We start from the raw sequence: 17,192 nt of genomic DNA, 5'->3' as shown, positions 1-17,192 counted from the left end.
CGGCCCGCTGACGGCCTGGCCGTGGACTTCGTCGTCGAAGCCGATCGCGCCGAACTCGGTGAGATCGTGCAGCGGGTGCGGGACGGACGACTGCGGACCAACATCGGTGACGTCGCGAGCCTCGACGATGCCGTCGGCGCCCTCAACCCAACCACCCGGCGCCTCGGGAAGACGGTCATCCGCGTCCTCCCGTAGGTGGTGGGCGGCCACCGCCCGAGCGGCAGGTCATGGTCCTGATCTACGCCACGGCCATCGGGCACCGACCGGCACAAGGACCCGAACCTGCACATGCCCCTGAAAGCCGATCCGGACGACGCCACAGCCCTGCGTGAGCAATACAACGACATCACCCCGCGGGCTACCACATGGGTCGGCGGGCTTCTCAAGTCCAAGCAACTCGCGGACCCACGCACCTACAACCGCCACGCCTGACCCCGCTACATCCATCCTGCGACGCAGCATCGCAACACCCATCTGGACTGTTCCACGCGCGTTTTCGTCACTGGAGCCAGCGGCAGCATCGGCTCGGCTGTTGTTCCCGAACTCGCGGAACCTGGGGCTACTGGAAACGGCCGTCGAAGCTGGTACCGCTCCTCAGGTCGGAGAACCGAAGGCCGACGACTGCGCTCCCATCCACCACCCATCGAAGATCGTAGGACGCTCGGTAGGAGGGCGGCCAGAAGGAGCAGAAGCGGCCATTGTTATCGACAGACCAAGTGCCCTCCGTCTGGCGTCCCGCCTCGAAGTAGGAGGTGCTTCCGTCGGGTCGGAAGGTCTGGGTCGTGCCGTCGCCGTAGGCCAGGCGGCCTGCGGTGACAGCGGTGGGGATCTGGTCAGGCGGCACGATCGCGCCGTCTTCCGGGTGCAGGATGTCCATGTTCCTGGTCACTGTGCGGTCCTTCTCCCGGGCCCGACGGTGCCGTTGCTCGTACGGTCCAGCGGGCGTCGTCTGGCTCAGTGCGGCGGAAGATGACCCCATTGGAGGGGATCGTCTTGGCCAGCTCCGCTCCGAGGAGGTGATTCGACCTCTTGGGCGCTGCAGCACATGAGCGCTTTCCGTAGTGCTGTACACGGGTATTGGCTAGGGCCTACCGGGCCCGAGCCGCAAGACGGGGCGAGCCGTGCCGTTCGGGCTCCGGGGCCCCGCCCTGGTTGCCGCTCATCGGCTCTAGGCGGCGTCCTCTTCCGTCGTTTCGAAGACGCTCAGGTACTGGCCGTAGCCCTCCTGCTCCAGAACCTCCAGGGGGATGAAGCGCAGCGAGGCGGAGTTGATGCAGTACCGCAGCCCTCCGTGGTCGCGAGGCCCGTCCGGGAACAGGTGCCCGAGGTGGCTGTCGCCTTCAGCCGACCGTACTTCGACACGGACCATGCCGTGGCTGGTGTCGGGCTTCTCGACGACGTGGCCTGACCTCAGCGGCCTTGTGAAGCTGGGCCAGCCGGTCCTGCTGTCGTACTTGTCGACCGAGGCGAAGAGGGGCTCCCCGGACACGATGTCCACATAGATACCAGGCGCCCTGTTGTCCCAGTAGTCGTTGGAGAACGGGGGCTCCGTCTCGCCTCGCTGGGTCACACGGTATTGCAGGTCGGTGAGCTGTGAGATGCGCTGTGGGCTCTTGCTGTACTCCGGCATGCCTACCTCCCAGACGGTGCTGGAGTGTCTCTTCTGCCCTATTCGCGTCATGCATCACCCGGACTCTTACCGTGTCGGAGCTTCTGACCACCACGTCAACGGTCTGTCTGTGCCACCGCAACCTGGTCCGTGCGGCCGACGGTCGCGAGCCCGGCTGCCTCCCCTCAGTGACGAGGAAGGGTTGCCCGACCCGCCTCCATGGCTCGTGCCGCCGGCCCTCGCGGCGACGCTGCGTTGCCAGCCGCCTTCGACAGGCCGGGCACGGATGCGGACGCATGCTTACACGCGGCGGGGGTCCTCCTGGCGCCGACGCGTCCGGCGACGGCCTGGCAGGACGTGGCGTGCACCAAGACGCTGGGTCCCGACCACCTGCCGGTCCGGGCCATCGCGAATGATTGCTGTCGTCGGCACCTCGTGGGACCTCTTGCAGCGCCAACGGGACGCGTGGATCCACGCGAGGGCGTCCAGCTCGGAACAGTGCTGATCGCCAGGGAGATGGTCACGAACGCTATCCACCACGCCTCGACGCCCGTCCACACTGAGGCTACGGCAGGAGACGCGTCTGTGAGGTGCCGGACGGGAGGAGTGTGTCTCCCCGCCGGAACTGTGCGCTTCCCGGCGACGAGAGCGGCCGGATGCGCGTGATCGTTGCGAGGGTGCCGCTCACACGGCGGACCGGGGACCGTGATCCCGGCCCCCGTCCGGGAGCGGATGGCGATCGCCACCGCAGAGGACCACAATTGCACCTACTGCCTGTCCGCCCACACCTGCATAGGGGCGGGCGTCACCACGGTCGGCGCAGCTGAACTGCCCGCCACGCGGAATCCGCCGACCCGCACCGCCACATTGCTGTCCCTGGCCCACACATTGCCCGCGGCCGCATCGGCGAGACACAGCTCAAAGCCGCCCGGGCCATGGGCGTCACCGGCACCGAGATCGCCGAGCTCCTAGGCAATCCCGCGTTGAACATCCTCACCAACTACCGCCATTTCCTCGCCAACACCAAGACCGAATGGCCGCTCGTCACCCCGCACGCCCGCGCCTGACCGACGGCCCCACCAGGCCCGACCGACCCGGGCCCGACGGGCAGTATCACCACGCCCTCGACCGTCATCAGACACTCCTAGGAATGCGAGGAAGAACATGAGCGAATCGCGCGAAACCCAGGCAGGCGCGCGTTACGACGTGGTCGTGCTGGGTGCCGGCCCGGCCGGTGCGAACGTCGCCGACCGCGCCCGTGCCGCCGGTCTCTCCGTAGCGGTGGTGGAACGGGAACTGGTCGGCGGTGACTGCGCGTACTGGGCGTGCGTGCCCAGTAAGGCGCTGCTGCGGCCGGTCATCGCGCTCGCCGACGCCTGTCGCGTCGACGGTGCCCGGCAGGCTGTCACCGGTCGGGTCGACGCCGATGGCGTCTTCGCTCGCCGCAACCGCTCCGTCCACGACTGGGACGACACCAGACAGGCTCTGTTCCTCAGGTCCATCGGAGCCGACCTCTTCCGTGGCCACGGCCGTCTCGACGGGCCCAGACGAGTCAGCGTCACCCGTGACGACGGCGTCCGGCAGACCCTCATGGCACGGCACGCGGTGGCCATCGCCACCGGCAGCCGGCCGGCGTTGCCCGACATCCTGGGCATCGCCGAGGCCCGTCCCTGGACGAGCCGGCAGGTCACCGAATCCAGCAGCGTCCCCACTCGCCTCGCGGTTATCGGCGGCGGCGGAGTCGGCATCGAGATGGCCACTCTCTGGCAGGGCCTCGGCTCCCAGGTCACACTGCTCGTCCGGCGCCGCTTGATCCCCCGCATGGAACCCTTCGCCGGCGAACTGGTCGCTCAGGGATTGAGAGAGGCGGGCGCGGATGTGCGGATCGGTGTCCAGGTGACCGCCCTGCGCCGCCCGGACCCGCAGGGGCCGGTCACCCTCACCCTCGACGACGGCGGCCAGCTGGAGGCCGACGAGGTCTTGTGCGCCACCGGCCGCACGCCTGTAACTGACGATATCGGCCTGGACACGGTCGGTCTCACCCCCGGATCCTGGCTCGATGTGGACACCACCTGTCTGGTGCAGGGGGTCGACGGCGACTGGCTGTACGCCCTTGGCGACGTCAACCATCGTGCGCTGCTCACCCATCAGGGCAAATACCAAGCCCGGACTGCCGGCGACGCGATCGGTGCCCGCGCCGCCGGTCGCCCGCTGGACGACACGCCCTGGGGCGACCACGCCACCACCGCCGACCAGCACGCCGTACCCCAGGTGTTCTTCAGCGACCCCGAGGCGGCCGCGGTGGGCCTGAGCGCCGAGCAGGCGGAGCGCGCCGGGTACCGCATCAAGACCGTCGACCTCGATTTCAACGCCGTCCAGGGCGCCAAGCTCTACGCCGACGGCTACCAGGGCCACGCCAGGCTGGTCGTCGACCTCGACCGGGAAGTCCTCGTCGGAGCGACCTTTGTCGGCCCCGGCGTCAGCGAGCTCCTGCACTCGGCAACCATCGCGGTCGCCGGCGAGATCCCGCTCAAACGACTCAGGCACGCGATCGCACCCTTCCCGACCGTCAGCGAGGTCTGGCTCTTTCTCCTCGCCGCCTACCAGAGCGATCAGGAGAAGGTGTGTCGACTTAACGGATGACCGGCGGTGTTCACTGTGCTTGTCGGACCTCGACGACCCAGCGGCGGGGCAGGACTTGGAAGCCTTGGGTGTCGCCGCTGGGACAGACGATGTCGAGGACAACTGCGAGGTGCCGGGTGGTCCGTCGGTGAGGTGGTCGGCGTCCCCCGTAGTGCCAGACCCGAACCAGCCGCCGGAAGTGCTTCTTTGCCGTGGGCAGCAGGATGCGGGCGGCGTCCCGGTCGATCGTGGATGCCGCAGTGGCCAACACGGCCGGCAGGAGTCGGAACCGCCGCCGTGGCGGGACGGCACAGCCGCCTTCCCCAGGATGTCCGCCGGACGGGCGGGCGGCAAGAAGATCGTGCTCAATTGAGCGCATCCGCGGACGAGCGCCATCCAATCCTGAGGCCGCATCCCGAGGACTGCCGCGACGGTTGCCGGCTGCATACCGCGGACCAGAAACGTCTCGCCGCTCGATCTGCCACCGACGAGGTGCTCGGCCACCTTGATGAGCTTGTCGGCCGCGGCCTCCCGCCGAAAACGGCACGGTAACGCCGCGCTCCCGGCAGGTCTTTCCCTGACGTCGCTGCGCGACGTTCGCCGTCGGAGAATCCGTTTGCTGAGATCATGGAGCAAAATGCGCGAAAATGGGTGAAGAAGCGGTTTCGCTAAGTGTCAGGGAGCCACTGATGGACGCCTCGGACCATCTCCTCCGAAGGGCTACCCCCTCGGCTCTCTTGACCTTGGACGGTGCCATCCACAGCCTCAACGCGGCCATGGCAAAGGTACTGGACAGGCCGGCGGAGCAGTGCGTGGGTCGCAACTTGGGTGATCTGTTGCCCGAAAGCCAGCTGACTGCGGTCGAAAGCCTCGTGACCCACGCCGCCACGACGATGACCGTCGTGATGCGGGTGCTGGAGTTCCCTGGGCCGGGTGCAGCACGGCTGGTCTGCCTGGTCGAGGCGCGACTGACGAGGGATCCTGCGGACGGCGAGAAACTGCTGTGGGTGCACTCGTTGAACGCGGGGAACGACCTGGGCAGTCTTGTGATCCCGTTCCGGTTGGCGGCCAAGGCCGCCAACCTCGGTGTGTGCATGTATTCACCCCAGGAGCAGCAGCTGGAGTGGCTAGGTGGCGCACCCGCCTTGGCAATGCTGTTCCCGGAGGCCTCCGTATCGGTGTACAGCGTGGTTCGGCGAGTCCACCCTGATGATCGGGCGGCTCTACGGCGGCTCGTGCGTTCGACCGCCGCCCAGTCCCCCTGGATCACGTTGAGGTTCTTCACCGAGCGTGATGGCTGGCACCTTCTGGCTTGCCAGACCCGTAGAGTCCAGCTGGGGTATGGCGGCCCTCTGCGGGTCTTCGGGGTGATCCGCGACGACACCAAGCGGGAAGCACGCCGACGCAAAGCCTTGGTCGCGCTGAGTGCTGCACGACAGCGAGCTGCCGAGATAACGGCCTTTTCCTCCGCATTGATCACTGCGGCCACAGAGCGGGAGGTACAGCAGGTCCTCCTGACACGCCTCGCCGCGACCTTTGGTGGCACCGGCGCCGCGTTGGCGCTCGTTGCCGAAGGCCGCCTGTGCGTCTCCTCTGATGCCGGGATACCGATGCTGGTGGCCGCCGTAAACGGCGTGTCGCTGGAGGATCCGAGCCCACTGCCCTATGCGATCCGAACGGGCAAGCCACAGTTCATGCGCAACCAGGAGGAGTACACACGCCGCTGGCCGCACGGAGCCATGGTGCCGTACTTCGAGCAGCTCGAATCCGGCTGCGCCGTCTCGATCACCTCCCTCAGCCCGGTCGGCGGTGAGCCGCTCGGGGGCTGGGCAGTGACCTACGACGGCGAGCATCGCTCGTCTCCGGATGAGCGCGCCCTCATGAGCACCCTGGCCGACCTTGCGGGCCAGGCGCTGAGGCGCGTCAGGTCTCGAGAAGCTCGAGTGGAGTTGGCAGTGGCGCTCCAAGAGACCATGCTTCCGACGCTGCCGAAGCACCTCCCGGGCCTGGAAGTCACCGCCCGTTACCGACCGAGCCGGGACGGGCTGGATATAGGCGGAGACTGGTACGACGCCTTCGTCGTGCCCGACGGCGCGGTCGCCTTCGAGATCGGCGACGCCCAGGGGCACGACGTGAACGCCGCCGCAGCCATGGGACAGGTGCGTGCCTCCATGCGCGCCATCGCCGCCTGCGAACCGGACCCTGCAACCGTGCTGACGCGCGCGAACGAGCTGCTCATCACGATGGACGCGGCGCGATTTGCCAGCTGCACCATGTTGCATATCGACCCTTGCGACGGACAGGTCACGGGTTCCAGCGCGGGCCATGTGCCGTTGCTGTACGCATACGACGACGGCAGCCACAGTATCCGTGAATTGCCGGGCGGCCCGGTGCTCGGAGTCCTACCCGACGCTGTCTACCGCGAGGGAACTTTCACCCTGGACAAGAATGCCGCGCTGATCATGGTTACCGACGGCGTGGTCGAAGGCCCGAGTTTGACGCTGGAAGCCGGGCTGGAGCGAGTCGCGACGCTGGCGGCGCAAGCCGCCCACGATGGGTTGAACGCCGAGGAGACCGCTGATCGAATCCTCGACGCCATGGTTGCGGTAGACCACATCGACGACGCGGCTGTGCTGATCATCCGGCGCGCGTGACGGCACCCGCAACTACCGCTCGAACTCCCTGCGCATCCTTGTCCCGATCTTTCGGCAGCGCAACCATGCGCCTGATGGCGGCGGCCCTCCCCAGAGCAGCTCGACATTGTCGGGGTAGGGGGCGGGGCTGCATTCGTGTGCGGGATGCCGATGCGCATTCGGTCCCGGAACGGCTCGCCCTGCACAGTCCGTGTTCCCGCAAGTCCCTGGGGTCGGTCCTTCCGGTAGGGACCCTGTAGCTCCGGTCCAAGACGCCGCCCGCGAACCTCAGGCACCCGCGCCCGATCGGCGCGGCTGTCGTCGCTGGCTGCAACCACCGTTGGTCACGGCGGGTGCGGGGTGGGGGGCCGGCGGGTCCGGAAACGGCAAGTATCACAACTATGATAGTTCGGGTAGTGTGGTGAGCATGGAGACGAGGACGTACACGACAATCGACCTCCGCAAGGCCATGGGCGAGATCCTCGACCGCACCCGTATCGCGGGTGAGGCCGCCGCGATCACCCGCAAGGGCAAGACCGTCGCCTACCTGGTGCCCGCCGAGTGGTTTGAGCAGCAGCAGCGCGCCGCACAGCAGCCGGCCTCCGACGTCGGCCAGGACGCGACCTAAAGCGCCAGGCAGGAAGACCGGGAGCCCCCACACCATGACCGCCCAGCCTGTGTATGTGGACGGATCCGGGGGAGACAAGCCCCGGGTGCCACCGATGCCCGAACAGACTCCGCAAGCTCTGCGTCTGGCCATTCAGGATCACGCCCCGCACCTCCTGCCGGACTTCGAGGCCCACTGGCGCCGGGTGATCGGGGACGCTTTCAACCTCACCCCTGTGCCCGCGTTCATGCGCCTGTGGTGGACCCAGTACGCCATCGCCCGCGACCCCCGTCTTGCCGCACGCCTGAACGACCTCGAAGCTCGCGCCGCGAAGTGCGAGGATCCCGAGGAGTCGGCCGGTCTCCTGGCCGAGTACAGCCGCCTGCGGCGTGAAGCAGCCACGGTCAAGCCCGGCCAGTGACGGACGACCTTCCCCACCCGCCCTGGCAGATGGACTGGACGGCAGAGGCGCGTCAGGACTCCCCGGGCACCGGCCCAGTGGTACGCCGAAGGAGAGAGGCCGGTTTGGATAATGCCCTGTCCATGCGAGGCCGGGGCACTTGCCCGGGGACACGGGCGAACAGTGCCAGAGGTGCGTGGTGGCTTCGTTCACCGGTGACGACAGCAATTGTTCAGTGCTTCGGAAGGCACCCGGGCCGCAGCGTGTTCGATGTGCACGAGAAGCGACAGCACCCGAGTACACAGATGAGAATGTTGCCGCTCCATGCTCCAGCGGTGCGGATGGTCGGGATCGGTGGGGCAAGCCAAGTCGTTGAGCTCGCCGGAGCGAGTCACGGTGACCTCGGTGGAGGTTGTGGACTGAAAAGCCGGCAAGTCTCGGGTCCTATCGGCCGGCCGTCGGCGTGCTCGTCGGGTGCCACTCGCGGCGGAGGAGGCCGAAGACCCAGGAGTCGGAGACGTCGCCGTTGACGACGCAGTCCTCGCGGAGGGTGCCTTCGCGGACGAAGCCGAGCTTGTCCAGGACCCGGGCGGACGCCAGGTTGCGGGTGTCGGTCTCGGCCTGGACGCGGTTCAGGTCCAGGGTGTCGAACGCCCACCGCAGGACGGCGTGCGCGGTCTCCGTGGCGTAGCCGTGGCCCCACGCGGCGGCGCCGAAGACGTAGCCCAGGGACGCGCTGCGGAAGTCCGGGTTCCATCTGGTCAGGCCGCACCAGCCGATGAACGCGCCGTCGCAGATGCGGTCGACGGCCACCCGGGCTCCCGTGCCTTCCTCCTCGATCGTCCGGCAGGTCGCGATGAAGCGCTGGGCGCGGGCCGGTTCGGTCCACGGCGGGGAGTCCCAGTAACGCAGCACGTGGGTGCTGCTGTGCAGCGCGTAGAGCGGCGCCGCGTCGGCGTCGGTGAACGGCCGCAGTCGCAGGCGAGCGGTGTGCAGCTCGGGGGTGGGCAATGTCATGCGGAGCATCCTGTCGCGTCACGCTCGCCCTCGACGATCCGTTTACCCGGACGGTCGGGGGCGCGTACGTCCCGGTGACGCCGAACGCGCCGCATGGGCGGCGAGTCCGCAGTCCCTCGCCGGCATGGCGAGTAAACGGCGGCCGTGGCGCCCCCCGGGGGACGTTGACCAGCCACAACCTTCGTCTTCTCTCGGGGCTGGAACCCCGTACCGTCCGCATGCTCGCCGACGTCGATGTCCTTCTCCGCGAGCGTTGCCGAGAGGAAGAGGAGACGGACACATCCGCGAAGGAGTACATCAGCCCTTCGGCCGCCAGGCCAACCTTCTGATCACGGCCTCCTCCGACGCGTTGCCGAGCAGCTGCACGGGCGTAACGGCCTGACATCTGACGCAAACATGAAGTATGGCGGACTCGCTGCTTCTCTCACTTACAGGAATCCTCGGAACCTTGATCGGAAGTGGCCTTACCGGGTTCCTGGCCCTCCGCTCGGAACGGGCGAAACAGCAAGCTCTGGAACGGCATGAAGAACGGCAGTCTCACAGGCAAGCGGGCCAACGGGAACTTGACCTCCGTTTGGAGCACCACCGGTGGAGCAGAGATCACAGAATGGCGATCTACCAGGAGTTCGCCAGCAAGGTTCTGACGGCGCGGGGGGCGGCCCTTGACTACCACAGGGCTTGCGTTCAAGTGCCTCTTGAGCCGGAGCGCGTAGCCGGCCTGCGGATGGAGGGACGGAAGGCGCACAGAGTCGCCGTGGTGGCTTCATACGGCGTGGGGCTGCAGGGGCCTGATGAGGTGTTTGATAGGGCCCACGACTGCATTGCCAGCCTGCGCGATCTATTGAACTGTGCGGAAAGACATGAAACGGTCGCCTCTTCGGGAGGGCTGGCCCCGGGGGCCGCTGCGGAGATGAATGAGCGAATCGACGTCCACTTCAATGACGCTCAAGAAAAGCTCCGGCTGTTCATGTATGCCGGGCGAGAAACCCTCGGTCGGCCGATGCCTCCTCCTTGAGCCTCGACCTTCCGAGCATCCACCTCGCCCGAGCGCCGTCCAAAGATCACGTGATCGAACTCGCCGGCCGCGTGTCGATCGTCGCGATTCTCAACGGCCGGTGCACCGGCCGCCTCCATGAGTTGGGGCAACGGTGGCGGGGCGGGTGGAGTGCGGGTGGGTCAGTCGGGCGGGGGAGCGGTGGTGTGGCGGGGGACGAGGGTGGGGGAGAACTTGATCTGGGCGGTGGGGCGTGTGCGGTCGGTGATGCGGTCGATGAGGAGTTGGGCGGCGTTGGTGCCGATGTGTCGTCCGGCTTGGTCGACGCTGGTCAGTGAGATGGGGCCGAGGGCGGCGAAGGTGGTGTTGTCGTAGCCGGCGATGGAGATGTCGTCGGGGACTTTGAGTCCGGCTTCGGAGACGGCTTGGAGGACGCCCATGGCAACGATGTCCGCGCCGGCGAAGATGGCGGTGGGCCGTGGGGTGCGGGCGAGCAGTTGCTGTGCGCCGAGGTAGCCGCCCTGCTGGGTGTAGGTGGTGGAGACGATGTTGATCTCGGTTTCGAGGCCGCGGGCCCGCATGGCACGCCGGTAGCCGTCGGCGCGGATGGCGTTGGGCATCTCCGCGATGCGGCGGGGGTCGGTCTCGTCGTGCTCGATGTGCGCGATGCGGCGGTGTCCGAGGTCGGCGAGGTGGTCGACGATGAGGGCGGCTCCAGCGAGGTCGTCGTCGGAGACGGTGTCGTAGGCGGCGGACTGGCCGTGCCGGCCGACGACCACGGTCGGGACCATGCCGGCGACCCGCTCGAGGTGGGGACGCGATGAGACGGGTGCGACGAGGATCATGCCGTCCATTCCGCGGTCGATCATGGCCTCGGTGACTTTGGCTTCCGCTTCCTCGCCGTTGCGTCCCGGGGCCATGAGGACCTGGTAGTCGGTGTCCCACAGGGCGTCGGTGATCCCGTCGAGGATCTCGGGGAAGAAGGGGTTGCGGATGTCGGGCAGCATCACGCCGACCGTGTAGGTCTGGCCGCGCATGCCCCGGGCCGCGGCGTAGGGGCGGTATCCGAGGTCGTCGATCGCCTGACGGACCCTCGCGCGCATCTGGGGGCTGGTCCCGTAGGCGTTGCGCAGCACCTTGGACACCGCGGTCGTGGACACCTGGGCATGCCGCGCGACGTCGACGATCGTGACGCGCTTGGGCTGCGCGGGCGGTTCCATCTGACTCCCTCCAGGACACATGTGGGAAACGTTGCCCAGTGCATGAGATCGCACACCTGGGCGGTTCCCGTCGCCGAACCGTACCGCTCAGCAGCACTTTCCCGCAGCTCATAGCAGAAGAGACCCTGCCCGGGCTTCGGCAACTGCGGTGCATCGCGTCCGACATCTTGACGTTACGTCGCCCCCCTCCCTAGGGTCTGTCGCACGTTTTGGGAAACGTTACCCATCGGATTGAAACGTTTAAGAAGGGGGGCGTCGCCAGTGCCTGCTACCTCGCGCGATCCGCTGCCGCCACCGGCCGCTGTCGTCCCCAGACGCCCCGGGCGCCTGCCCGGCCGGCGCCGCGCCACCTCCCCGTGGTGGTTCGCCGTCCCGGCGATGTTGCTGTTCGCCTTCGTCGTCCTGGTGCCCAGCGCCCGGGGTGTGTACTACGCCTTCACCGACTGGGACGGGTTGGACCCGAACTTCTCCTTCGTCGGCTTCGACAACTTCACCGGTCTGCTGGAGGACCCGGACGCGGTGCAGGCCATCTGGCACACCGTGCTGATCGCGGTGTTGGTCACCGTCATCCAGAACGTGTTCGGGCTCCTGCTGGCACTGGGGGTCAACAGTCTCATCAAGACCCGCAACGTGCTTCGGGTGCTGCTCTTCGCGCCCGCCGTGATCACCCCGATCGTGACCGCCTACCTGTGGCGCAACCTGCTCGGCCCCAGCGGCGCCGTCAACAGCCTTCTCGGTGCGGTCGGCCTGGGCTCCCTCAGACAGGACTGGCTCGGTGACCCGCAACTGGCCCTGTGGTCGGTCGTGGGGGTCATCGTGTGGCAGTTCTGCGGCTACTCCATGGTCATCTTCCTGGCCGGGCTGCAGTCGGTGCCGAAGGAGATCCACGAGGCGGCCGACATCGACGGCGCCGGACCGATCCGCCGGTTCTGGTCGATCACCCGCCCGCTGCTGGCACCGGCGTTCACCATCAACCTGATGCTGTCGATCATCGGTGGGATCAAGCTCTTCGACCAGGTCTACGCCCTGACCGGCGGAGGCCCGGGCCACGCCACCGACACGCTGTCCACCCTGATCTACAAAGACGCCTTCACCCTGGGCGAGTTCGGATACAGCATCGCTCTCGCGGTCGTCCTCACGATCATTGTGGCGGTGGCGTCAACCGGGCAGTACGTGGTGCTGGCCCGCGGAGAGAGGGCCGCCTCGTGAACCGCTACCGCAAGCGCACCCTCGCGCTCGAGCTGGCCATGATCGCCGTCGCCCTGGTGGTCGCCTTCCCGGTCTACGTCCTGGTCAACCTGGCGGTGCGGCCGGTCTCGGACACCTCCTCGCCGATCCGGCCGACCACCTCGCCCACCTTCGACAACTTCACGCAGGCATGGCAGCAAGGCGGACTGGGCGGCGCATTGCTGAACAGCGTGCTGGTCACCGCCGGCAGCGTGATCGTCATCCTGGCCGTGTCATCGTTCGCCGCGTACCCGCTGGCCCGGTCGACCGCACGCTGGTCACGCGGACTGTTCCTGCTGGTGATGCTCGGACTGATCCTGCCCTTCCAGCTCGCCGCGCTGCCGCTCTACCAGACGATGCGCGACCTGCACCTGCTGGGCACCCCCTGGGCACTGATCCTGTTCTACTCCGGCCTGCAGGTCCCCTTCACCACCTTCCTCTACACCGGATTCCTGCGCGCCCTGCCCCACGACTTCGAGGACGCCGCGCTCATCGACGGCTGCACACCGACACAGAGCTTCCGCCACGTGGTGCTGCCCATGCTCAAGCCGATCACCATGACCGCGCTCGTCCTCAACGTCGTCGCGGTGTGGAACGACTTCTTCACCCCGCTGCTGTACCTCAGCGGCAGCACCCAGCAGACCCTGCCCGTGGCGATCGCCGGCTTCTTCGGCCAGTACGTCACCGACTGGAACCTCGTCTTCGCCGCCCTGGCGATCAGCATCGTGCCCGTCCTGGCCGTCTACTTCGCGCTGCAACGCAGCATCATCAGCGGCTTCGCCGGAGGGCTGAAGGGATGACCGACGCAGTGAACCCGCAGCTCCTCACCCCCTACGCACTGCAGACAGAGCAGCGCACCGAACCCCTCGGGATGGGGGAGCGGCACCCGAGACTGTCCTGGAAACTCCACAGCCGCCGCCGCGCGGCAGCCCAGAGTGCCTACCGCATCACCGTCGTGAGGCGCTCCGCCGATCTGAACAACCCGAGCCGTCTGCTGTGGGACAGCGGCCGTCGCGCCTCGTCGGACACCTTGCTCATCGGCTGGGACGGGCCCGCCCTGACCTCCGCCACGCGCTACCACTGGCGCGTCGAGGTCTGGGACGAGACCGGAGCCCGCGGGGGCATCGCGCAGTCCTGGTTCGAGACCGGCCTGCTGCACCGGGACGACTGGACCGTCCAGTGGGTGGGCCGGGACCTGGTCAACCTTCCCCACTACGATCCGCCCGAGGACGACGACCCCGAAGGCTCGGCACTGCAGTCACCGCCCCTGCAACTGCGACGAACCTTCCAGGCACCCAGCCGGCCCGTGCGGGCCCGCCTGTACGCCACCGCGCGCGGCGTGTACGAGCCGCGCTTGAACGGCTCCCGAGTCGGCGACACCGAACTGCCACCGGGCTGGACCGAATACCATCGCCGGCTCCAGTACCAGACCTACGACGTCACCGACCTGGTCACCGAGGGCCCCAACGTCCTGGCCGCCATCGTCGCCGACGGCTGGTGGAGCGGATACGTCGGCTTCGACCCGCGCCGCGCCGCACAACACTACGGTGACCGCCCCGCCTTCCTCGCCCAGCTGGTCCTGGACTTCGCCGACGGCTCCCGCCAGGTGGTCGCCACCGGACCCGAATGGACCGAAGCGCACGGCGCGATCCGCTCCGCCGACCTGCTCATGGGCCAGACCGTCGACGCCCGCCGCCACACCCCCGGCTGGGACGCACCCGGCCCCGACCCCGCGGGCTTCCGCCCGGCCGCCGTCCTCGACGCCGACCCCGGAACGCTGGTCGCCGAGCCCGACCACCCCATCCGCGTCACCCGCCATCTGCCGGCAACCGCCGTCCACCACCGCGGCCCCGGCCGGTACATCGTGGACTTCGGGCAGAACCTGGTCGGACGCGTCCAGCTGACCATCCGCAACGCCGAGCGGGGACAGCGGATCGTCCTGCGCCACGCCGAAGTCCTCGACGACGGCGAGCTGTACCTGGACAACCTCCGCCGCGCCCAGGCCACCGACATCTACATCACCGGCGGCACCGGCACCGAGATCTTCGAGCCGCAGTTCACCTTCCACGGCTTCCGGTACGCAGAGATCGACCACTACCCCGGCGAGTTGGCCGCCGCCGACGTGAGCGCCCTCGTCCTGCACAACGACACACCGTGGACCGGCACCTTCGAGTGCTCCGACCCCACGGTCAACCAGCTGCAGTTCAACATCGCCTGGGGACAGCGGGGCAACTTCCTCGCCGTCCCCACCGACTGCCCGCAACGCGACGAACGCCTCGGCTGGCTCGCCGACGCCCAGATCTTCGCCCCGACCGCGAGCCGCAACGCCGACGTCTCGGCTTTCTTCGCCCGCTGGATGCGCGACGTGCTCGACGGACAGGACGACGACGGCGCCTTCCGGGACGTCGCCCCCGTCATGACCCTCGACCGTGAGGCCGCACCGGCTTGGGGCGACGCCGGCGTGATCGTCCCCTGGCACCTGTGGCGCACCTACGGCGACCTGCGCGCACTGGAAAGCTCCTTCGACGCGATGGCCGCATGGGTGGAACACATCCGCCGCCACAACCCCGACCTCCGCTGGCGGCACCGGACCGGGAACTCCTACGGCGACTGGCTGCAAGTCGGCGTCACCACCCCGCGCGATGTGCTGGCGACCGCGTACTTCGCCCACAGCACCCGGATCGTCGCCGACGCCGCCGAAGTCCTGGGCCGCGCACCGGAAGCAGCGCACTACCGAAAGCTGCACGCCGACATCCGCACGGCCTTCATCGACTCCTACGTCCACGACGACGGGAGCATCGAAGGAGGCACTCAGACCGGATACCTGCTCGCCCTGGCGTTCCGTCTCCTGCCCGAACCTCTCGTCGAAGCCGCCGTCGGCCACCTGGCCGCCGACATCGACAAGCGGAACACCACCTTGACCACCGGCTTCGTCGGCACCGCCCTGCTCTGCCCGGTCCTGACCGACCACGGCCGGGCCGACCTCGCCTACGCCCTGCTCCACCAGGACGAATACCCCTCCTGGGGACACTCGATCCGCCACGGCGCCACCACCATCTGGGAACGCTGGGACGGGTGGACCGATCACGGCGGATTCCAGTCCGCCGCGATGAACTCCTTCAACCACTACAGCCTGGGCAGCATCGGCGACTGGCTCTTCGGCCGCGTCGCCGGCATCGACCAGACACCCTCCTCGGTCGCCTACAGCGAACTGCTCCTGCGCCCTCAGCCCGGAGGCCGGCTCACCTGGGCCCGCGCCGAACAGGACACCGCACGCGGACACGTCACCTGCGGATGGAACCTGGCCGACGGGCTGCTCACGGTGACCTGCACCGTTCCTCCCGGCGCCACCGCCACGCTGCACATGCCCACGCCCGACCCCGGCAGCGTCCGGGAAGGCGGAGCGCCCGCGTCCGGCCGGCCGGGCGTTCTCGCCGTCGAACCGCATCCGGCCGGAGCCGCCCTGCGACTGGCATCCGGCCACTACGTCATCAGCGCCGTTGCCCCGGAGCTGACTTCACCGGTCCCTTCGTGATCGCCGCCACTTCCCGCGGGAGACACCATGATCAGAACCAGACTGTCCGCCGCGATAGCGGCAGTGACGGCTGCCGGCCTGCTGACAGCCTGTAGCGGCGGTACCAACGCCGCGGGCGGTAGCTCCTCCACCACCTTGACGATCGCCTCGCAGGACCAGGGGTCCATCGAGCCTGTCGTCAAGGCCTTCGAGAAGGCCAACCCCGGCATCGACGTGCGCCTCACCGTCAGCAGTGCCGACCAGTACCAGCAGCAGATCCGCACCAAGCTGGCCTCCGGCACCGGTCCGGATGTGATGTCGGTCTGGCCGGGCAACGGCAACCCGGCGGCCACCTATGTGCTGGCCAAGCCCGGTTACCTCCTCGATCTGTCGGACCGGCCGTGGGCCTCCAAGCTGCCCGATGCGGTCAAGACCGTGTCCCAGTACGAGGGGAAGACCTACAACGGGGTCTTCGGGCTCAACGGCATCGGCGCGGTCTACAACCAGGACGCCCTGGACAAGGCGGGCCTCACCCCGCCCGGTACCTGGACCGAACTGCTCGGCTTCTGCAAGGACGCGAAGGCCAAGGGCACCCCTGCCTTCGCTCTGGGTATCCAGGACAACTGGGTCACCCAGATCGTGCTGTACGCCCTGGCCGCCACCACCGTCTACGGCCCCGATCCCGACTTCGATACGAAGATGCAGGCAGGCCAGGCCACCTTCGCGGACTCGCCGTGGACTACGGCCATGGCCAAGTACCAGCAGATGGACAAGGCCGGCTGCTTCCAGAAGGACCCGCTGGGGACCAGCTACGAGGCCAGCCAGGAACTCGCCGCCACCGGCAAGACCCTCGGCATCGTCCAGGGCAACTGGGTCATCGCCCTGCTCAAGGGCAAGAACCCCAACGGAAAGTTCACCCTCAAGGCACTGCCGGCCACCGACACCCCCTCGGAGTTCTTCATGCCCGCCGCGGGGGGCACCGGCTACGGAGTCAACGCCAAGGCCAAGAACAGGGACCTCGCACTGAAGTTCGTCGACTTCGTCATGTCGCCCGAGGGCATGAACCTCTTCGTCAAGACGCAAGGCGGCCTTCCGACCCGGCCGGACACCGGCTTCACCCCCGACGCGTCGCTGGCCGAGCTGTCCACGTTCGTCAACGACGACCGGACCGTGCCCTTCATGGACCAGCTCTGGCCCAACCCCAAGGTGCAGCAGACCATGCTCAGCGGCCTGCAGGAGATCTTCAGCGCCCAGTCCACCCCGGACAAGGTTCTCCAGGCCATGGACGCCGACTACACGTCCGGCTCCTGACACCGACCCCGGCCGGGGCGACGGCTCCGCCCCGGCCG

At 68.1% G+C, this 17,192-nt stretch carries 15 protein-coding genes and 1 pseudogene; 12 read left to right on the top strand and 4 right to left on the bottom strand.

The window, feature by feature from the left end; translation table 11 throughout:
* Window positions 1-195 (top strand): annotated as a pseudogene (locus ACFV3E_RS39980) (NADP-dependent oxidoreductase); the annotation flags it as partial.
* Between the two features lie 93 nt (window positions 196-288).
* A complete protein-coding gene (locus tag ACFV3E_RS39975; RefSeq protein ID WP_500540442.1) occupies window positions 289-432 on the top strand; it encodes a hypothetical protein in 144 nt (47 codons plus the stop codon).
* Between the two features lie 127 nt (window positions 433-559).
* On the opposite strand, the gene ACFV3E_RS39970 is transcribed toward ACFV3E_RS39975, so the two are convergent.
* Both ACFV3E_RS39970 and msrB read right to left on the bottom strand, forming a co-directional pair.
* The gene (locus ACFV3E_RS39970; protein WP_500540440.1) at window positions 560-877 is read right to left on the bottom strand and encodes a hypothetical protein; all 318 of its coding nucleotides are present in this window, start codon (window positions 875-877) and stop codon (window positions 560-562) included.
* A 291-nt stretch (window positions 878-1,168) separates the two neighbouring features.
* On the bottom strand, window positions 1,169-1,630 hold the full coding sequence (gene msrB, locus ACFV3E_RS39965; protein WP_500540438.1) for a peptide-methionine (R)-S-oxide reductase MsrB: 462 nt from the start codon (window positions 1,628-1,630) through the stop codon (window positions 1,169-1,171).
* A gap of 914 nt (window positions 1,631-2,544) precedes the next feature.
* Here msrB and ACFV3E_RS39960 point away from each other — a divergent pair.
* The 5 genes from ACFV3E_RS39960 (at window position 2,545) to ACFV3E_RS39940 (ending at window position 7,892) form a co-directional block, all read left to right on the top strand.
* Window positions 2,545-2,676 carry a hypothetical protein gene (locus ACFV3E_RS39960; RefSeq protein WP_500540436.1) on the top strand — a complete coding sequence of 44 codons (132 nt, stop codon included), beginning with the start codon at window positions 2,545-2,547 and terminating at the stop codon, window positions 2,674-2,676.
* A gap of 97 nt (window positions 2,677-2,773) precedes the next feature.
* On the top strand, window positions 2,774-4,252 hold the full coding sequence (locus ACFV3E_RS39955) for a dihydrolipoyl dehydrogenase family protein (RefSeq protein ID WP_500540434.1): 1,479 nt from the start codon (window positions 2,774-2,776) through the stop codon (window positions 4,250-4,252).
* A 668-nt stretch (window positions 4,253-4,920) separates the two neighbouring features.
* Window positions 4,921-6,885, top strand: a complete 1,965-nt coding sequence (locus tag ACFV3E_RS39950; protein WP_500540432.1) for a SpoIIE family protein phosphatase — start codon at window positions 4,921-4,923, stop codon at window positions 6,883-6,885.
* 406 nt (window positions 6,886-7,291) lie between these two features.
* Window positions 7,292-7,492 carry a type II toxin-antitoxin system Phd/YefM family antitoxin gene (locus ACFV3E_RS39945; RefSeq protein WP_500540430.1) on the top strand — a complete coding sequence of 67 codons (201 nt, stop codon included), beginning with the start codon at window positions 7,292-7,294 and terminating at the stop codon, window positions 7,490-7,492.
* Between the two features lie 34 nt (window positions 7,493-7,526).
* Complete coding sequence (locus ACFV3E_RS39940) at window positions 7,527-7,892, top strand: hypothetical protein (protein WP_500540428.1); 366 nt, start codon at window positions 7,527-7,529, stop codon at window positions 7,890-7,892.
* A 423-nt stretch (window positions 7,893-8,315) separates the two neighbouring features.
* Here ACFV3E_RS39940 and ACFV3E_RS39935 read toward each other — a convergent pair whose 3' ends face one another.
* A complete protein-coding gene (locus ACFV3E_RS39935; protein ID WP_500540426.1) occupies window positions 8,316-8,888 on the bottom strand; it encodes a GNAT family N-acetyltransferase in 573 nt (190 codons plus the stop codon).
* A 607-nt stretch (window positions 8,889-9,495) separates the two neighbouring features.
* Here ACFV3E_RS39935 and ACFV3E_RS39930 point away from each other — a divergent pair.
* Window positions 9,496-9,903: a hypothetical protein gene (locus ACFV3E_RS39930; protein ID WP_500540424.1), complete on the top strand. Its 408-nt coding sequence runs from the start codon at window positions 9,496-9,498 to the stop codon at window positions 9,901-9,903.
* A gap of 161 nt (window positions 9,904-10,064) precedes the next feature.
* On the opposite strand, the gene ACFV3E_RS39925 is transcribed toward ACFV3E_RS39930, so the two are convergent.
* Entirely contained in the window at window positions 10,065-11,102 is a 1,038-nt protein-coding gene (locus ACFV3E_RS39925; protein WP_500540422.1) for a LacI family DNA-binding transcriptional regulator, read from the bottom strand.
* 261 nt (window positions 11,103-11,363) lie between these two features.
* Here ACFV3E_RS39925 and ACFV3E_RS39920 point away from each other — a divergent pair, with 261 nt between their 5' ends.
* From ACFV3E_RS39920 to ACFV3E_RS39905, 4 genes are read left to right on the top strand one after another with little or no spacing between them, the layout of a single operon-like run.
* Window positions 11,364-12,311, top strand: a complete 948-nt coding sequence (locus ACFV3E_RS39920) for a carbohydrate ABC transporter permease (protein ID WP_500540420.1) — start codon at window positions 11,364-11,366, stop codon at window positions 12,309-12,311.
* Complete coding sequence (locus tag ACFV3E_RS39915) at window positions 12,308-13,129, top strand: carbohydrate ABC transporter permease (RefSeq protein ID WP_500540418.1); 822 nt, start codon at window positions 12,308-12,310, stop codon at window positions 13,127-13,129. The genes ACFV3E_RS39920 and ACFV3E_RS39915 overlap by 4 nt, the downstream gene beginning before the upstream one ends.
* Window positions 13,126-15,864, top strand: coding sequence for an alpha-L-rhamnosidase (locus tag ACFV3E_RS39910; protein WP_500540416.1), 2,739 nt, complete (start codon window positions 13,126-13,128; stop codon window positions 15,862-15,864). The genes ACFV3E_RS39915 and ACFV3E_RS39910 overlap by 4 nt, the downstream gene beginning before the upstream one ends.
* Before the next feature lie 27 nt (window positions 15,865-15,891).
* A complete protein-coding gene (locus tag ACFV3E_RS39905) occupies window positions 15,892-17,154 on the top strand; it encodes an ABC transporter substrate-binding protein (protein WP_500540414.1) in 1,263 nt (420 codons plus the stop codon).
* Window positions 17,155-17,192: the final 38 nt, after the last annotated feature.

The organism is Streptomyces sp. NPDC059718, from assembly GCF_042733315.1.
Classification (GTDB): Bacteria; Actinomycetota; Actinomycetes; order Streptomycetales; family Streptomycetaceae; genus Actinacidiphila.
The sequence above is the reverse complement of the archived record's forward strand: the minus strand, read 5'-3'. Positions and strand labels throughout refer to the sequence as shown.

What these genes read in the sequence shown, in the direction of transcription:
- ACFV3E_RS39975 (WP_500540442.1), top strand. Translation starts at nt 289, where the DNA reads ATGCCCCTGAAAGCCGATCCGGACGACGCCACAGCCCTGCGTGAGCAA.
- ACFV3E_RS39970 (WP_500540440.1), bottom strand. Translation starts at nt 877, where the DNA reads ATGGACATCCTGCACCCGGAAGACGGCGCGATCGTGCCGCCTGACCAG.
- msrB (WP_500540438.1), bottom strand. Translation starts at nt 1,630, where the DNA reads ATGCCGGAGTACAGCAAGAGCCCACAGCGCATCTCACAGCTCACCGAC.
- ACFV3E_RS39960 (WP_500540436.1), top strand. Translation starts at nt 2,545, where the DNA reads ATGGGCGTCACCGGCACCGAGATCGCCGAGCTCCTAGGCAATCCCGCG.
- ACFV3E_RS39955 (WP_500540434.1), top strand. Translation starts at nt 2,774, where the DNA reads ATGAGCGAATCGCGCGAAACCCAGGCAGGCGCGCGTTACGACGTGGTC.
- ACFV3E_RS39950 (WP_500540432.1), top strand. Translation starts at nt 4,921, where the DNA reads ATGGACGCCTCGGACCATCTCCTCCGAAGGGCTACCCCCTCGGCTCTC.
- ACFV3E_RS39945 (WP_500540430.1), top strand. Translation starts at nt 7,292, where the DNA reads ATGGAGACGAGGACGTACACGACAATCGACCTCCGCAAGGCCATGGGC.
- ACFV3E_RS39940 (WP_500540428.1), top strand. Translation starts at nt 7,527, where the DNA reads ATGACCGCCCAGCCTGTGTATGTGGACGGATCCGGGGGAGACAAGCCC.
- ACFV3E_RS39935 (WP_500540426.1), bottom strand. Translation starts at nt 8,888, where the DNA reads ATGACATTGCCCACCCCCGAGCTGCACACCGCTCGCCTGCGACTGCGG.
- ACFV3E_RS39930 (WP_500540424.1), top strand. Translation starts at nt 9,496, where the DNA reads ATGGCGATCTACCAGGAGTTCGCCAGCAAGGTTCTGACGGCGCGGGGG.
- ACFV3E_RS39925 (WP_500540422.1), bottom strand. Translation starts at nt 11,102, where the DNA reads ATGGAACCGCCCGCGCAGCCCAAGCGCGTCACGATCGTCGACGTCGCG.
- ACFV3E_RS39910 (WP_500540416.1), top strand. Translation starts at nt 13,126, where the DNA reads ATGACCGACGCAGTGAACCCGCAGCTCCTCACCCCCTACGCACTGCAG.
- ACFV3E_RS39905 (WP_500540414.1), top strand. Translation starts at nt 15,892, where the DNA reads ATGATCAGAACCAGACTGTCCGCCGCGATAGCGGCAGTGACGGCTGCC.